A 15,764-nucleotide genomic window follows, 5' to 3' on the forward strand; every position below is an offset into this window, starting at 1 on the left:
GGCGCGAATAAACGCCTTTAAATCGAAAATAAGGTTATGCGCCGTATTTCTCGGCCATCAATGCAGCCGTTGCGCGCAGTTCGCTGAGCAGCGCGTCCGGATAACCCGGGGCCGCTTCTTGCGAGAGAAACGAGAGACACAGTGCGGCACTTTCGCCGCGATGTTTATTGGTGACCGCCACCGCCAGTGAGCTGATGCCCGGCAACGTCTCATTGCGTGCCAGTGCCCAGCCCTGCTGGCGAATCACCGCTAATTCTTTACAGAGTGCATCAATGTTCAGAGGCGAGTTTGCGGATGCGGCTTGCCAGTCATCGGCAAAACGCGCACGCACTTCGTCATCACTCAATTGTGCCAGCAGCACGCGCCCGGTAGAGGTACCGGAAAGGGAAACACGCGTACCTGGCGGCGTGACGAGTTGGGTGAAAAAACGGCCGTGATACATGCGCATCACCAGAACGTCTTGCCCATCCAGCACGGAGATGTACCCCATACAACCACTGCTGGCCGCCAACTGCGCCATCGGCGCAGAAGCACTATCAACCAACGGCGTTGATAAGTAGTGCCCCGCAACTGAAAGCAACACACGACCAATCTGGAAACAGCGACTATCGGGATCACGCTCAAGCAATCCTTCACTTTCCATGGTCGCCAGCAGGCGAGAAACGGTACTTTTCGGCAATCCCAACGCGTCAACCACCTCGGTGAAGGTCAGGCCCGGATGGCCCTGCGTCACGCCAAAGCGCTGGAAAAGCTTAAGTACGGCAGCGGCGTTTTCGAGTGTGGTCATGGCGTCGGTTTCACTATGTGGAACTGAGTTCCTATATCAATACAGTGAAAGTAATTCGCTCTGCTGATCGGGTCAAGCGCAAATTTTGAACCGGCTATATTTGCGTCGATTTAACGCAGCATAAAATACGGCGCAAACTGAAAATAAAGTGACGTCATCAGGCAAGCAGGAATAACAGCAGAAAAGGATGGCGGTTCTGGCGGGCATATTAGTCATTTTAAGGCAGTTGAAAATAACTGTTTAGCCACGGAAAGTAATCACTGATTAACAGGCGTCCCTGCCCGCGAGATTTACTCTTTATCCGCGTCTTCATAACGCGCTTTGGCATCCTGCGCTTCGGCTTCAGTTTTGTGCTCACTGATCAGTGAATCGGGCTTCGGATGGTCAGCGCGTAACTCATACCACGTCACAGTATTGCCTGCCGCGCCTTTCTCAACGGCAACGATGCGCGCTTCTCGCGGGTACGGTGGTTTGGTTGGCATAGATTTCCCTCTTATGTCTGGTTTCCACACAGACAGCGGCGATCCCCCTGTCTCTAATAAAGTATAGACAATGGAGGATCGCGAGAAAAAAGAGGGATAAATCTGAAGGGGTTAGCTGGCGCGGGCGAGCGAGAGGGATTGCAGAATTTGATCAACAACCTGTTCTGGCGCCTGCATGGCATTCACTTCATGGTGCGCGGTCTGGCGGTAAAGATGCGCGCGCTCGCGCAGAATATCGCTCATCTCCTCGGCAATCGGACGACCGGTTAGCGTCGGGCGCTGTGCGGCTTCGGGCTGACGTTCAAGACGATCGGCCAGTACCGTTGACGGGGCATTTAACCAAATCACCTGCCCATGTTCGCGCATAAAGCGGCGATTCACCTCAGCCAACACCATCCCGCCGCCGGTGGCAATCACCGTTGCCGGCGCTGTGACCGCCCGCAGCGATTCAGTTTCGCGCGCACGGAAGCTGTCCCAGCCTTCAGCCGCGACGATTTCCGCCACGGTGCGCTGCGTCGTGAGCTGCAGGTTATGATCGGTATCGCTAAAGGCATAACCAAGCGCCTGAGAAAGGGCCTGGCCGATAGTGGTTTTACCGCAACCGCGTGCGCCGATCAGATAGATGGGTAATGACATCCGGGCTCATCCTCCGCCGTATTTATGCCGCACGGGCAAGGTCATCAGGTCAATATTGCGTCGCATGATACCTGGATTTTATTTTATCAGCCACCCGCGAAGCACGATTTACGCGTATTTACGGCCATGAATTCACTATCAACATGATTAATAAAGATAAAATGATGCGTATTTCGTGCATCAACCTATTTGTAAGCACGGGCAACATTTCCTTACCAGGCCATTGATTTACTTTCTGTCACGTTGACCACATATAAGAAGGTACGAATCATTGGAGGTTCACACCATGCAGAATGAAGAACAACAGTTAATTGATAATCTCTTTAGCCGACTGAAACAGGCTGAAACCCAGAGCGGACCGCGTGATGCCGGTGCCGAACAGCTGATTAAACAGCACTTGCAGAGCCAGCCTGGTGCGCCTTATTACATGTCACAGGCAATCCTGATTCAGGAAGCAGCGCTGAAAAAACTCAACGCTCAGGTGGCCGACCTGGAGAATCGCCTGGCACAGGCTCAGCAACAACAACAGCAAGCACCGCAGCAAAGCAGCGGTGGTTTCCTGTCGAGTCTGTTTGGCGGCGGTTCTCGCCAGTCTGCACCGCAGCAGCAACAGCCAGTGTGGGGCAGCGCGCCGCAGCAGCCTCAGCAGCAATACGCGCAGCCCCAACAGCAATATGCGGCTCCGCCTGCGCGCGGCACGGGTTTCCTCGGTGGTGCATTACAGACAGCTGTAGGTGTGGCCGGGGGCGTGGTGATGGCCGATATGCTCACCAGCATGTTCCATCATTCTCAGCCGGAAGAGATTGTGAATATCATCAACGAACCGGCGCTGCCGCAGGTGGATAACAGCCTCGATACCTTTAACGGTAATGACAGCAACAATGCCTTCCTGAACGACAACGCCAGCTGGGATAACAACAGCTTTGCGGATAACAACGACTTCAGTGACTTTGGTGGCGGCGACTACGACGACGATGACAGCTTCGTCTGATTAACGCTGGCGTAACCACTTATCCAATTCGTTAGCAAACAGCTGGCGGTCACGTTGGTTTAGCGCCGACGGGCCGCCACTTTGCACGCCACTCGCTCGCATTGTTTCCATAAAATCACGCATGGTCAGACGCTGACGAATGGTATCCGGTGAGTAGCGCTCGCCGCGCGGATTCAACGCCGCAGCGCCCTTCTCCAGCACTTCTGCCGCTAAGGGAATATCCCCGGTGATCACCAGCTCGCCCGGCTGCACACGCTTCACAATCTCGTTATCAGCCACATCAAATCCCGCCGCGACTTGCAGCGTTTTCAGCCACGGTGATGGCGGTACGCGCAGCGGCTGATTCGCCACGAAAGTCACGGTGATTTTGGCGCGTTCGGCGGCTCGGTACAGCACTTCTTTGATGACATTGGGGCAGGCATCGGCATCAACCCAAATCGACATGTGTTTTCCTTTTTCCTACAGAATTGCAGGCGATCTTGCCCGCTTGCGGCAGAATGGCAAATATTTTTACGCGGCTTGTTATTCAGCACAGCTGTCGTAAGCTAACTCGCACGAGAAAATGAACACTTAAAGGATAGAGCGATGCTGGAGAAGAAAATCGGGTTTATCGGCTGTGGCAACATGGCGAAAGCCATTATCAGCGGACTGGTCAACAGCGGGCTGATTGCCCCAGCTAACATCTGGGTTTGCGACCGCAAACCGGCCACCAATCAGGCGATGGCAGAGCAATACGGCGTGACAGCGGCTGAAAGCCCAGAGAGTCTGGCTCGTGAAGTTGATATCCTGTTTGGTGCCGTGAAACCGAATGTGATTCTCAAAGTGCTGAAAGATCTCGCGGGTCAATTGAAGAAGGATTCGCTGGTGGTATCGATCGCCGCAGGCGTCACCCTCGATTCGCTGGCCGCCGTACTCGGGCACGACCGCAAAATCATCCGCGTGATGCCGAATACACCGTCACTGGTGAACGAAGGCATGACTTCGATTACCCCTAACGTACTGGTGGAACCGCATGAAGTCGACGAAGTAGTCGGTATCTTCGAGAGCTTCGGCAAAGCGGCGGTGGTGAATGAATATCTGATTCATGCTGTGGTCGGTGTGAGCGGTTCGGCTCCAGCCTACGTATTTATGTTTATCGAAGCGATGGCTGACGCTGCCGTGCTCGGCGGCATGCCGCGTGCGCAGGCCTATCAGTTCGCGGCACAGGCGGTGAAAGGTTCCGCGCAGATGGTGCTGGAAACCGGCAAACATCCTGGCGAATTGAAAGATATGGTGTGCTCACCCGGCGGTACCACCATCGAAGCGGTGAAAGTGCTGGAAGAGAAAGGCTTCCGCGCGGCGGTGATCAACGCGATGCAGCAGTGCATGGCCAAGTCCGAGGCATTAAGTAAGCAGTAACCTACCCGGTTTAATCAGGTGCGCATGCCTGCGCACCTGAATCCGTCCAATGTTGTGCAGCCCTCTTTACGTGCCCTGTCCCTGATACGCTTCAAACAGCGCCAGCCCTTGCGCCAGCGTCATCGGTTGCTGCATGGTTTCCACCAGCGCCGCTGTCAGCGTGTACATCCCTGCTGAACACACCGCCGCGATGATGCCCTGACGACAGTAAAAGGCGATAAAACTTTTGTCCTGAAGCGATCCCAGCAGTCGGTAGTCGTCCCACTCTTCGGCATGGCCCAGATATTCGTAGCGCGTACCGTAGTGTGCGGTCCAGAAAAACGGCACGCGATCATACATCATACCTTTGCCCAGTATATTGAGAGCCGCGATTCGCCCCTGCTGCTGCGCCACACGATAATGCTCAATACGCTGCGGGCCACGCGGCGTGAGATAACTGGCGATATCGCCCGCGACCCAGATATTGTCAGCAACGCGTAGCTGCCCGTCGGCGAGCAGGCTGCCATCGTCCTGCAGTGGCAAATCATGGATGAAATCCGTCGCCGGTTTCACGCCAGTGGCAAACAGCACCTGACTTGCAGGCACCGATTTGCCCCCTTTCAGACGCACCGCTTGCACCTGTTCTTTCCCTTCCAGCGCTTCCGGCTCACCCTCAACAAATTTCACCCCATTGCTGCGGTGCAGATCGTGAAAATATCGGCCAATCTCTTCACCAAACTGCTTAGCAAACGGCAATGGATGGCGGGCAATCACCGTGACATCCACATCACGATTGCGCAGTGCACCCGCCATCTCCATACCGATAAAACTATTGCCGATGATCACCAGCTGCTCTGTTTCATCCACCTGTTTGAGCAGTTCATCCGCCTGATTTAGCGGACGTAACAGATGCACCCCCTGCAAATCCTTACCGGGGATATTGAGAGGCTGCGGCAAACCGCCGGTGGCAATAAGCAGTTGGTCAAATTTCACTTGCTGACCATCCGCAAGAATCAACGTCTGATCCTGCGCCTTGAGTTGCGCGACTTCGCCCTGAATACGCTGTAGCGAACCCAGCACATCCGGCTTGAGGAGTTTGGGCACATCCTCAATCGCCATTTTTCCCGAGGGCACAAATTTGCTCAGCGCGGTGCGATCGTAAGGGGCGGCGGATTCGCGCTCCACCAGCACAATGCGCCCGCTGAAACCTTCATCGCGTAGCGTCCAGATCGCCGCACTGCCTGCTGCTCCGGAACCTAAAATTACGCACACCGGTGATTCGCCCTGAGCGGCGGGCACACTGGCAGGCGACATCGCCTGCGGATTAACCAGCACTTTCCCCTGTTCAACACGTACCGGGTAGCGTTTGAGGTTGGCCAATGCCAGCGGCTCACACATTTTGCCATCGCGCAGTTGAAATACCGCCTTGTGCCACGGACACACCAGCTTATCGCCGCAGATTGCGCCCTGCTCTAACGGCGCTCCCGCATGTGGGCACTTTGCCTGCAACGCCTGCACCCGTTCGCCATCGCGAACCAGCACCATATCGACATCACCCACGGTGAATTTGGTCGGTTTGCGCTGCGCCAGCGACTTGAGTTCCACGACAGATTGATAGCTCACGATTAGCCTCCTGCGTTGTTATTGGATTTGACGACATTAAATCCCTACAAACAGTAAGCCTGGCAAAGCAGGAGAATTTCGCTGAAGAAACAAAGCGTAACGGCGGATAAGCTATTACTTATCACACCGTTAGTGAGGAAAATAAAATCGCGCTTCAGGCTGAGGCGGCTTGCCACACCTTTTTGCCCTGTTTGATACACTCCACTAACGCCACGCTCCCATCTGGCTGAGGTTTCAGCAACAGCACATCCGCCGGTGCGCCGGGTGACAACCCATGCTGCTGTGGCAGTTCTAGCTGCCGTGCCGGTCGCATCGACGCCATCTCAATCGCCTGCGGCAAAGGGGCTAATTTTTGCCGCAGCAAAAAATTGACGCCATCCAGCAGGCCCCGCGCGGAACCGGCCAGCAGCTGCGGCGCATCCGCCATGCTCAGCCGCCCTTCCGCGCTCAGTTGCACGCGTCCGCCTATTGCCGAATCGTAGATGCCCGGCGGCTGTCCGGCAAAGCAGGTCACATCACTCACCAAGAGCGCCTGCTCGCCCTTCGCCCGCATAAAGACTTTCAATACCTCCGCGGGCAGATGATCACCATCGGCAATCAGCGTGGCCGCCAGCGCATCTTCTGCCAGCTGCTGCCAGATGTAATTGGGATGGCGCGGCAGTTGCAGGTGGGCGCCATTGCCCAGATGAGTTGAAAGCGAAGCGCCCGCCAGCACCGCATCATGAATCTGCGCGGCAGAGGCCGAAGTGTGCCCAATCGCCACTCGCACCTGCTGCGCCACGCAATGCCGGATGAGCCCGCTGCTTTGCGGCCATTCCGGTGAAAGTGTCAGCAAACGAATGCGCTGCTGCGCGGCCCGTTGCCAGCTTTCAAACAGAAACACATCCGGCGCACAGATCGCCTCCCGTGGATGCGCACCGCGCGGGCCATCCTCCGGTGACAAAAATGGCCCTTCCAGATGAAAACCCGGCACCGCCAGCGCGACGTCCGAATAGTGCTCACAGGCGCTGGCCAGTCGCTGCAACGCTTGCGCAATCTCCCCGGGCTGAGCGGTGATCACCGTCGGCATAAAGCTGGTGACCCCTTGTTGCCACAACGCGTGCGTGGCATTCAGCACATCCTGTTCGCTAAAGGGAAAGTGATTAAAGTCCACACCCTGAAAGCCGTTAACTTGCAGGTCTACGAGACCCGGTGCCAGAATCAGATCGCTGTCGGGCTCAGCCAGCGATCGCACCTCTGCCAGCGTGCCTTCGCACATATAGAGTTCAATCGGCTCAAGCGTGCGGTAATCGCGACCGCGTAATAGCGTTTCAGTCAAAAATCACCTCCGCGCAGGCATCGGCATCGATATACAACGTGCAGTTAGGATGCTGGCGCAACCGGGTTGCCGGGCAAGCCGTGGATATAGCGTCGTGCAATGTTGCCTGCACCGCAGCGCGTTTGGTTAATCCGGGCACCATGCAAAACAGCCTGGCCCCGCGCATTAACGCTGGAATGGTCAGCGTCACCGCGTGCGTCGGCACCTGCTTCAACGTGGTGAAACAGCCGTCGTTGACCTGCTGCTGTCGACAGGCGTGATCCAGTTCCACTGGCTTGACGCTGAGCGGATCGCTGAAGTCTGCAACCGGCGGATCGTTAAAGGCCAGATGACCATTTTCACCGATGCCAAGACAAACCACATCGATCGCCGCCGCCTCCAACTTGCGCGCATATTCGCGACAAATTCCTGCCGGATCGCCACTCGATGGGATGAGATACACTTCGCCAGGTTGTACCCGGTCAAACAGATGTTCACGCAGGAAATGGCTAAAGCGCTGCGGCGCATCTTCATTCAACCCAATGTATTCATCCATATGGAACGCGTGAATACGCGACCAGTCGAGATTCGGCGCGGCAGCCAGCGCGGCAAGAAACTCATGTTGTGAGGGGGCGGCAGCAAATACCATTCGCACCACCGCCTGCTGTTGCAGTAATTGCTGCAAATAGGCGATGGCATCCTCTGCCGCCGCGATGCCTAATGCATCACGATGGGCGAAGCGCTTGACCCACAAGCGGTCGCGCTTTCCCTGTTGTAAAAGCGTCATCCTTATCCCTCCTGAGAAGCGTTGTGACTTTTCGGCCAGTGCGCACTGGCGGGCATATCCTGATCCTGATTGAGTGCCGCGAGCAGCGCGTCGACTTCCGGACTGACCGGTGCACGACGCAGCCATCCCATCACCACAAACAGCACCAGCGATGACATCACGGGGGCGGCCACCTGAGTGGCAGTGCTGACATCAGTAAAGATAAATTTCACGCTGAAAAAGGTGCCCACGCCCACGGCCCAACTCACCAGCGCCGCGGCACTGCCGCTACGACGAAATGCGGGCAGTAAGCCTAAAAGCATCGGAATCGAAATGGGCCCCACTAATCCACCGAACCAGATAATCAGCAGAGACAGCACACCGCCGAAACGGCTGGCATTCATGGCGATAATCAACGTGGTGATGATGAAGAGAAAAGCCGTCAGACGCGCGACGAGCAGCGAGCTTTTACCGCGCTGAAAATGGCGCGGCAGCATGCCGGGCAGAATGTCACGCGTAACCACCGCCGTGATGGCATTGGCATCTGATGAAGTCATCGACAGTGTGTGAGTGAACATCGCCACCAGCACTAATCCTATTAACCCATTCGGCAGTAATTCCATCGCCATCACAGAGTATGAACGTGAGGGATCGCTAAGATTGGGGAACAGCAGTGGTGCCGCCCACATCGGCCAGAACAGTATCAGCGGCCAGATCAGGTAAAGTGCGGCCGAGAGCAACGCCGCTTTACGAGCATCGCGACCCGCCGGTGCGGCGATGAAGCGTTGTGCCAGATTCCAGGTGCCGCCGTTGTAGCTCAGGGTGTAAATCACAAAGTAGGCGAGGATAAAGCCGAGCGTATACGGCTCCTGAACGATGTCGGTGTGCGTGGCGGGCAAGTGCTGCCAGATGGTGAACAGTTCGCCGAAACCACCCAGATGCATCGCCACGGCCACCACCATGACCATCGCGGCGACAAACTGCACCACAAACTGGCCGAAATCATTACAGGCATCGGCCCATAAACCGCCCATCACGGTATAAAACAGGCTAAGCGCCCCGGAGATGCAGATGCCAATCAACGGATCTAACCCGGTAAAGACATTGATGATCACGGCAATGGCGGCCCATTTGGCGCCGACGTCGAAGGTTTTCAGCAGCACCCCACTCCACGCCAGCACCATTTGCGTTGGCAGGTTATAACGCGTCGCGAGGTACTCCATCGGCGATTCGATATTCATATGGATTCGCAGTCTGGCCCAGCGTGGAGCAAACAACCGCGACCCGATTAATACCGCAACGGAGATGGGAAACGCCCACCAGAAATAGATGGTGATGCCCATGTTATAAGCCACTGCCGCATAGGCCACGAACACGGCCGCACTGTAGCCGGACATATGATGCGAGACGCCCGACAACCACCAGGGCATTTTCCCGCCTGCCGCGAAGAAATCACGCGTGCTGCCGACTCTACGCATCGCCCAGAGCGTAATGGCCACTATCATCAGCGCATAGAGCGCCATCACAGCATAATCAAGCACATTCATAGCCGTCTCCACAGGTCAAAGCTGCCCGACGAAAGCATCCGGTTCGAGGGGAAGGATAGATTATTTTTTAAATAGTCCTTATTTAGGATTAATGCATCCTGGCAGCATTACCGCGTTTAAAATGTGACGACGCTCCGGCTATTACTTTTTCTTCTGACCGGTGAATGGTAGCGAGTGAGAAGCAATAAAAAAGGGCTCATACACAGTATGAACCCTTAAATCAGGTGCAATTCGATTAGGCTTTTTTCAGGCAGGAACTCATAAAGGTCTTGCGTGCATCGCCGCTGAGTTTTTTATCAGCCGCGTCGGTATTACAGGTTTTCATCTTCATTTGCTGCGGCGTCATGCTGCCCATCTTGCTGTCTTTTTTCAGACAGTCGCTCATGAAGGATTTACGCGCATCCCCTTTTAAATCCTGAGAAGATGCGTGTTGATTACACATGGTCATTTTATTTTGTTGGGCGGTTTTCTCTGCTGCACCCGCATTGCCCGCCAACAGCAGGCCTGCTGCTATCATTGCCAAAAGACACGATTTCATTGCCGGAATCTCCATAGAATTATTGCCTCTTAATCATGGCAGGAAATAAGCAATGCAGAAAAAAATATATTCCCTCGTCCAGAGCTTGCTGCGAGCACGCTAACAGCAAAATCGGTTCTTCAGCGTGGCGTGACGCTTACACGCGGGGATGATTCAGCAGCTTTTCAACGTAGTTACGCAGCAGAGTGGTATCAGGGGTTTCTGCCGCAGGGGCAAGTGGAGGCATCGCGGTGGCGATACCGGCCGCAATCTCGTTGAATTGTTCAGGATCCAGCTTACGCAGCATGGCCGTCAGCACAATTTCTAATGCCTCTACCTGGACCACTAATTCTTTTGACTCTTCTTCTTTCTCAGCCAGTTTTAGCAGAAGTTCCGCGATAAGGTTTTTCATGCGACAGGCTCAATAAGAGATGGAAAACAGACGTTAGCATTGAGGGGGTTAAAACAACAGGGATTTTTGGCGGTTTGCTTAAAATTTAGAATAAGCGCAGCGTTAAAAAAGAAACGGAATTTCAATATGTAACGGCGAAACGTTTCACTTCATTGATAGGGCTTTTTCGAAACGTTTCGCGCGTAATCATGCATTAACGTCTGGCGCTAATTAATGGGGTCCCATAAAGCCACGACCTGGACCGCCACCGCCGCCAGGACCACCCCAACCGCCTCCGCCACCCGGCGGTGGGAAGATACAACCGCTCAACGCGGTCACCAATGCCACAACGGCAGCGAGTTTAATAATACGGACCATAATTACCTCTGGATGGTGAAATCGGGCTGAGTGTATGAGGCGGTAACGGGCACGACAATACAGAATTCTCTGCAACCCGGCGCTATTCATCTCTGCTCACCACGCTTAACAAATTACTGGCACTACGCCCGCAAAAAAACCACAGAGGCATCATCATATTGAAGAAAATTTCAACCATTGCGGGCGGTCGATCACTTTACACGCCGCGCGAAATGACGCAATGTGAGCGCATTACAATCAATGAGATCTTACCATGACTCTGCCCACCCTTTCTCTCAGTGATATCCTGGCGCGTCGCGACTGGGAAAATCCGGTGATCACTAGCCTGAACCGTCTGGATGCCCATCCGCCGTTTTCCAGCTGGCGCGATGAAGTCAGTGCGCGCGACGATGCCCCTTCCCCATCACGCCAGTTACTGAATGGACACTGGAGTTTCAGCTATTTCTCACAGCCTGAAGCGGTGCCACAAAGCTGGTTGCTGCAGGATTTGCCTGGCGCGCACTCCCTGCCCGTGCCTGCAAACTGGCAGTTGCATGGCTTTGACGCGCCAATCTACACTAACGTGCAATATCCGATTCCTGTGAACCCGCCGTTTGTTCCCAAGGAAAACCCCACCGGATGTTATTCGCTCACATTCAATGTCGATGAGAGCTGGCTGACGCAAGGACAAACGCGCATTGTGTTTGACGGCGTTAACTCGGCCTTTTTCCTGTGGTGTAACGGCCAGTGGATCGGCTATTCACAGGACAGCCGCCTGCCAGCCGAGTTTGATCTCAGTCAGGCATTACAGCGTGGCCAGAACCGACTGGCAGTGATGGTGTTGCGCTGGAGCGATGGCAGCTATTTAGAAGATCAGGATATGTGGCGCATGAGCGGGATTTTCCGCGACGTCAGCCTGCTCCATAAGCCATCAACCCAACTGGCCGACGTGCAAATCGAAACGGCGCTGAGCCCGGAATATATCCGTGGCGATCTGCGCGTGAGTGTCAAAATTAACGCCGGTGAACGACCGCTTAATCAGTGCCGTCTGCGTGTGAGCCTGTGGCAGGACGAAACCTGCATCGGCAGTGAAGAACAAGCGCCGGGCAGTGCGGTGATTGACGAACGTGGGCATTACCCAGAGCGCGCGCTGCTGGTGCTGCCGATAAAAAATCCCCTGCTGTGGAGTGCGGAAACGCCCCATCTCTATCGTGCCGTGGTGACGCTATTGGATGACTACGGGCAGGTGATTGAAGCCGAAGCCTACGATGTCGGCTTCCGGCGTGTCAGCATTGAAAACGGTCAACTGTGCGTCAACGGCAAAGCCCTGCTGATTCGCGGCGTGAACCGTCATGAACATCATCCGGAAAATGGCCAGGTGGTGGATGAAGCCAGCATGCGGCGCGATATTGAATTAATGAAACGCCACAACTTCAACGCCGTTCGCTGTGCGCATTATCCCAACCATCCGCTGTGGTATCGCCTGTGCGATGAATATGGCCTGTATGTCGTCGATGAGGCCAATATTGAAACCCACGGCATGCAGCCAATGAACCGTTTATCGGCCGATCCACGCTGGTTCGCCGCCTATAGCGAGCGCGTCACGCGCATGGTGCAGCGCGATCGTAACCACGCTTGTATCATCATCTGGTCACTCGGCAATGAGTCCGGCCATGGCAGTACCCATGATGCGCTCTATCAATGGGTGAAAAGCAGCGATCCGACCCGTCCGGTGCAATATGAAGGCGGTGGCGCCAGTACTGCCGCCACCGATATTGTCTGCCCAATGTATGCGCGCGTCGATCAGGATCAGCCCTTCCCTGCCGTACCGAAGTGGTCATTGAAAAAATGGATTGGCCTGCCGGGTGAAACGCGTCCGCTGATCCTGTGCGAGTATGCGCACGCGATGGGCAATAGCTTCGGTGGCTTCGCCAAATACTGGCAGGCTTTCCGTCAGTTCCCGCGCCTGCAGGGCGGTTTTGTCTGGGATTGGGTCGATCAAAGCCTGACGCGTTATGACGAACAAGGCCAGCCATGGCAGGCTTACGGCGGCGATTTTGGCGACACGCCTAACGACCGCCAGTTCTGTATGAACGGTCTGGTGTTTGCCGATCGAACGCCGCATCCGGCTTTGTTTGAAGCGCAGCGTGCACAGCAATTCTTCCAGTTCCAGCGCGATGCCAGTAACGCCTGGCGTTTCACGATCTCCAGCGAGTACCTGTTCCGCAGCAGCGATAATGAAGTGCTGCGCTGGTCGATTGAACAGGATGGCGTTTCCGTCGCGCAGGGCGAATTACCGCTGCATCTCACCGCGCAGGGCAGCCAGACGATTGATATTCCAGCCGCTGAACATTTACAAGGGAATGCGTGGCTGAATCTTGCGGTGCATCAGATCGCTGCCACCGCATGGTCGGAAGCCGATGCCCGCGTGGCCTGGGATCAGTGGCCGCTGCCCGCCGCGTTAATGCCTCGTGTGATTGATGCCACGCCCACCGCGCCAGAACTGATTGCCAATCACGATCTGGTTGCCGTGCAACTGCCGCGACAGCGTTGGCACTTCTCGCGGCGCAGTGGGGAATTGGTGCAGTGGTTTGTTAACGATGAAGAGACAATGCTGACGTCATTGCAGGAGTGCTTTGTACGCGCGCCGATTGATAACGATATCGGCACCAGTGAAGCCGCCAATGTCGATCCCAATGCCTGGGTGGAGCGCTGGAAACACGCGGGCTATAACCAGCTGGAAGCGGTGCTGCTGGATATGCAGGTCGATAGTCTGAAACACAGCGTGCTGATTGAAACCTGGCATCAGTGGGAGGCCAATGGGCAGGTGATCTTTACCAGCCACAAGCGTTATCAGATCGGTGGCAACGGTGAGTTGAGCGTCAGTGTCGAGGTGCAACAGGCGCCGGGCTTGCCTGCTCCCGCGCGCATCGGGTTGCGTTGTCAGTTGAGGAGCGCGCCGCAGAGTGTGAGCTGGCTCGGCCTGGGCCCGCATGAAAACTATCCGGATCGTCAGCTGGCGGCGCAGTTTTCACACTGGCAGCAGCCGCTGACTTCGCTGAGTACCGCCTATGTGTTTCCCGGTGAAAATGGATTGCGCTGCGGTACGCGCCAGCTTGATACCGGCAGCTGGCAGGCGAGCGGCGATTTTGCGTTCTCGCTCAGCCGCTACAGCCTCGAACAGCTGCGTGATACCTCGCATCGCCATCTGTTGCGGGAAGAGGAAGGCTGCTGGCTGCACCTTGATGGCTTCCATATGGGCGTGGGCGGTGACGATTCCTGGAGCCCCAGCGTCAGCCCGGAGTTTTTGCTTTCTCAGCAGCAGTGGCACTACGCGCTGACGCTGCGCCAGTAGACTTCTTCGCCGCCTCACCTTGCTGGCTCAGCGGTGGAGTCAGCTCGGTTTTCGGGCGGCGATAGAAGCGGCGCAGAAGCAGGACATTCAACAGCACCACCACGGCGGTAGCGAAGAAGACCCAGCGATAGCCGGTCGCAGCAGACACCGCCGCACCCAATAGCGGGCCGGCCACGTTGCCGAGATACATAAAGGATTGGTTGTAGCCAAAGATGCGTCCGGTGACATTATCGCGCGAGTGGCGTACCAGCAGCGTTTGTACTGCAGGCATCATCGCGCCATCGGCAAAGCCCAGCAGGAAACGCAGCACGCCTAACTGAGTGGCGCTGGTAACGAATGACATCGCCATCAGCAACACAAGAGAAAACAGCATGGTGCCCATCAGAATGCGCTGCGTGCCAATGCGATCGCCCAGCTTACCCAAACGAGGGGCGGAGATCAGCGCCGAAACGCCGGGCAGTGCGGCAATCACACCACTGAGGAAGGCCAGATTCTGCGCATCGGGCGCCAGCTCACGCACGAACAGCGTCAGGATCGGGTTCACCGAGCCGTTACACATCTGGATCACCATGGTGGTGACGAACAGACACATCATCAGGCGAGGATTGTCGAGGCTGCGGAACACCTCGCGTCCGCTCATTTTGTCCTGCTTGCTCACTGGCGTGTAGCCGGTCTCTTTGATCAGGAACAACGTGACAAGGAAGCTCACCATCAACAGCACTGCCGTGACAATAAACACCATGCGCAGTCCCAGCCAGTCAGCCAGCAGCCCGCCGATCATCGGCCCCAGAATCACGCCGCCAATTTGTCCGGTGGAGACACAGCTCAATGCCCAGCCGCTGCGCTCACGCGGAACCTGAGCGGCCACCAGCGCCATCGCATTAGGAATATAACCGGATGTCAGGCCCATTAGCGCACGCAGCAGCAGCAGTTGCCATGCTTCGGTCACAAACGCCTGCAGCAGAATCACCGCGCCCATGCCAAAGGATGCGCGTAACAGCATCAGCTTGCGCCCTTTGCGGTCAGCCAGACTGCCCCACAGCGGTGCCACCGCAGCAGAGACGATGAAGGTAATACTGAAGGTGAGACCCGACCAGACGCTTAGTGCATTGGCGCCATGGATACCGAGTTCCTCAACGTAGAGCGGCAGGAAGGGAATGATCTGGCTGATGGCCAATCCAGTGAAAAAGCAGCCAAACCAGACCGAAATCAGATTGACCTTCCAGGACTCGATGGAGCGTAGCATGGGCATCTACATCAGAAAAAATGAAATGAGGGTTCAGTCTAACAACCTCATAACATCGCTGGACGGCAAAACATGGCATCGGGTTAAAAACGCGGTTTTCCGCTGCCTTGCGTGATTCTGCTCACAGCAAATAGTGTAAGGGACACGATTTATAGTGTCTTTATGTGCTGTAACAAACAACTCAGCAAGATAAGCGCATCGCGATAGAGAGCAAACGTGAAAAAATATGTCTATCCATTACTGACAATATTCGACGCCGCATCTATGTTTAAAAAATCACCGGCCATCGCTGGCGAGGCGCTGCCCGTTCTGGACAGTTCCCATGCTTAACCCATATTTCCCAATGCTGCCAATAACCGGCGGTGGGCATCGTTGTCTCTGCGGAGGTCAGC

At 55.6% G+C, this 15,764-nt stretch carries 15 protein-coding genes; 3 read left to right on the plus strand and 12 right to left on the minus strand.

Features of this window, described 5'->3' with window-relative positions:
- Window positions 1-34: 34 nt before the first annotated feature.
- The 3 genes from FD737_RS16100 to aroL all read right to left on the minus strand — a co-directional run bounded on the left by FD737_RS16100 (window position 35) and on the right by aroL (window position 1,905).
- Window positions 35-787, minus strand: a complete 753-nt coding sequence (locus FD737_RS16100; protein ID WP_034830515.1) for an IclR family transcriptional regulator — start codon at window positions 785-787, stop codon at window positions 35-37.
- Window positions 788-1,077: 290 nt separating this feature from the next.
- Window positions 1,078-1,269 carry a YaiA family protein gene (locus FD737_RS16105; RefSeq protein ID WP_034830514.1) on the minus strand — a complete coding sequence of 64 codons (192 nt, stop codon included), beginning with the start codon at window positions 1,267-1,269 and terminating at the stop codon, window positions 1,078-1,080.
- Between the two features lie 111 nt (window positions 1,270-1,380).
- A complete protein-coding gene (gene aroL, locus FD737_RS16110; protein WP_034830512.1) occupies window positions 1,381-1,905 on the minus strand; it encodes a shikimate kinase AroL in 525 nt (174 codons plus the stop codon).
- Between the two features lie 286 nt (window positions 1,906-2,191).
- On the opposite strand from aroL, the gene FD737_RS16115 reads away from it, so the two are divergent.
- The gene (locus FD737_RS16115; RefSeq protein ID WP_058961466.1) at window positions 2,192-2,896 is read left to right on the plus strand and encodes a DUF2076 domain-containing protein; all 705 of its coding nucleotides are present in this window, start codon (window positions 2,192-2,194) and stop codon (window positions 2,894-2,896) included.
- Here the strand turns inward: FD737_RS16115 and FD737_RS16120 are convergent, their stop codons facing one another.
- Window positions 2,897-3,340: a YaiI/YqxD family protein gene (locus tag FD737_RS16120; RefSeq protein WP_034830508.1), complete on the minus strand. Its 444-nt coding sequence runs from the start codon at window positions 3,338-3,340 to the stop codon at window positions 2,897-2,899. It lies immediately after the preceding gene.
- A 141-nt stretch (window positions 3,341-3,481) separates the two neighbouring features.
- Between FD737_RS16120 and proC the strand changes: the two genes are divergently transcribed.
- A complete protein-coding gene (proC, locus tag FD737_RS16125) occupies window positions 3,482-4,294 on the plus strand; it encodes a pyrroline-5-carboxylate reductase (RefSeq protein ID WP_034830503.1) in 813 nt (270 codons plus the stop codon).
- A gap of 66 nt (window positions 4,295-4,360) precedes the next feature.
- Here proC and FD737_RS16130 read toward each other — a convergent pair whose 3' ends face one another.
- From FD737_RS16130 to FD737_RS23755, 7 genes are all read right to left on the minus strand, one after another.
- On the minus strand, window positions 4,361-5,896 hold the full coding sequence (locus tag FD737_RS16130; protein ID WP_160834012.1) for an FAD-dependent oxidoreductase: 1,536 nt from the start codon (window positions 5,894-5,896) through the stop codon (window positions 4,361-4,363).
- 154 nt (window positions 5,897-6,050) lie between these two features.
- Window positions 6,051-7,214, minus strand: a complete 1,164-nt coding sequence (locus FD737_RS16135) for an N-acetylglucosamine-6-phosphate deacetylase (RefSeq protein ID WP_160834013.1) — start codon at window positions 7,212-7,214, stop codon at window positions 6,051-6,053.
- Entirely contained in the window at window positions 7,207-7,980 is a 774-nt protein-coding gene (locus FD737_RS16140) for a 6-phosphogluconolactonase (RefSeq protein ID WP_160834014.1), read from the minus strand. The genes FD737_RS16135 and FD737_RS16140 overlap by 8 nt, the downstream gene beginning before the upstream one ends.
- A 2-nt stretch (window positions 7,981-7,982) precedes the next feature.
- Window positions 7,983-9,506, minus strand: coding sequence for a sodium:solute symporter family protein (locus FD737_RS16145; protein WP_160834015.1), 1,524 nt, complete (start codon window positions 9,504-9,506; stop codon window positions 7,983-7,985).
- 235 nt (window positions 9,507-9,741) lie between these two features.
- Window positions 9,742-10,044, minus strand: coding sequence for a PsiF family protein (locus FD737_RS16150; protein ID WP_034830548.1), 303 nt, complete (start codon window positions 10,042-10,044; stop codon window positions 9,742-9,744).
- A 136-nt stretch (window positions 10,045-10,180) separates the two neighbouring features.
- Entirely contained in the window at window positions 10,181-10,435 is a 255-nt protein-coding gene (gene iraP / locus FD737_RS16155) for an anti-adapter protein IraP (RefSeq protein WP_034830496.1), read from the minus strand.
- A gap of 210 nt (window positions 10,436-10,645) precedes the next feature.
- Window positions 10,646-10,792, minus strand: a complete 147-nt coding sequence (locus FD737_RS23755; protein ID WP_166933682.1) for a hypothetical protein — start codon at window positions 10,790-10,792, stop codon at window positions 10,646-10,648.
- 253 nt (window positions 10,793-11,045) lie between these two features.
- Between FD737_RS23755 and FD737_RS16160 the strand changes: the two genes are divergently transcribed.
- Entirely contained in the window at window positions 11,046-14,126 is a 3,081-nt protein-coding gene (locus FD737_RS16160) for a beta-galactosidase (protein WP_160834016.1), read from the plus strand.
- On the opposite strand, the gene FD737_RS16165 is transcribed toward FD737_RS16160, so the two are convergent.
- Entirely contained in the window at window positions 14,065-15,372 is a 1,308-nt protein-coding gene (locus FD737_RS16165) for a multidrug efflux MFS transporter (RefSeq protein WP_034830491.1), read from the minus strand. The two genes, FD737_RS16160 and FD737_RS16165, sit on opposite strands and share 62 nt — an antisense overlap.
- Window positions 15,373-15,764 lie beyond the last annotated feature (392 nt).

The sequence above is a fragment of the Pantoea sp. Seng genome, assembly GCF_009829935.1.
GTDB classification, from domain to species: Bacteria; Pseudomonadota; Gammaproteobacteria; order Enterobacterales; family Enterobacteriaceae; genus Pantoea; species Pantoea communis.

What these genes read in the sequence shown, in the direction of transcription:
- FD737_RS16100 (WP_034830515.1), bottom strand. Translation starts at nt 787, where the DNA reads ATGACCACACTCGAAAACGCCGCTGCCGTACTTAAGCTTTTCCAGCGC.
- FD737_RS16105 (WP_034830514.1), bottom strand. Translation starts at nt 1,269, where the DNA reads ATGCCAACCAAACCACCGTACCCGCGAGAAGCGCGCATCGTTGCCGTT.
- aroL (WP_034830512.1), bottom strand. Translation starts at nt 1,905, where the DNA reads ATGTCATTACCCATCTATCTGATCGGCGCACGCGGTTGCGGTAAAACC.
- FD737_RS16115 (WP_058961466.1), top strand. Translation starts at nt 2,192, where the DNA reads ATGCAGAATGAAGAACAACAGTTAATTGATAATCTCTTTAGCCGACTG.
- FD737_RS16120 (WP_034830508.1), bottom strand. Translation starts at nt 3,340, where the DNA reads ATGTCGATTTGGGTTGATGCCGATGCCTGCCCCAATGTCATCAAAGAA.
- proC (WP_034830503.1), top strand. Translation starts at nt 3,482, where the DNA reads ATGCTGGAGAAGAAAATCGGGTTTATCGGCTGTGGCAACATGGCGAAA.
- FD737_RS16140 (WP_160834014.1), bottom strand. Translation starts at nt 7,980, where the DNA reads ATGACGCTTTTACAACAGGGAAAGCGCGACCGCTTGTGGGTCAAGCGC.
- FD737_RS16145 (WP_160834015.1), bottom strand. Translation starts at nt 9,506, where the DNA reads ATGAATGTGCTTGATTATGCTGTGATGGCGCTCTATGCGCTGATGATA.
- FD737_RS16150 (WP_034830548.1), bottom strand. Translation starts at nt 10,044, where the DNA reads ATGAAATCGTGTCTTTTGGCAATGATAGCAGCAGGCCTGCTGTTGGCG.
- iraP (WP_034830496.1), bottom strand. Translation starts at nt 10,435, where the DNA reads ATGAAAAACCTTATCGCGGAACTTCTGCTAAAACTGGCTGAGAAAGAA.
- FD737_RS23755 (WP_166933682.1), bottom strand. Translation starts at nt 10,792, where the DNA reads ATGGTCCGTATTATTAAACTCGCTGCCGTTGTGGCATTGGTGACCGCG.
- FD737_RS16160 (WP_160834016.1), top strand. Translation starts at nt 11,046, where the DNA reads ATGACTCTGCCCACCCTTTCTCTCAGTGATATCCTGGCGCGTCGCGAC.
- FD737_RS16165 (WP_034830491.1), bottom strand. Translation starts at nt 15,372, where the DNA reads ATGCTACGCTCCATCGAGTCCTGGAAGGTCAATCTGATTTCGGTCTGG.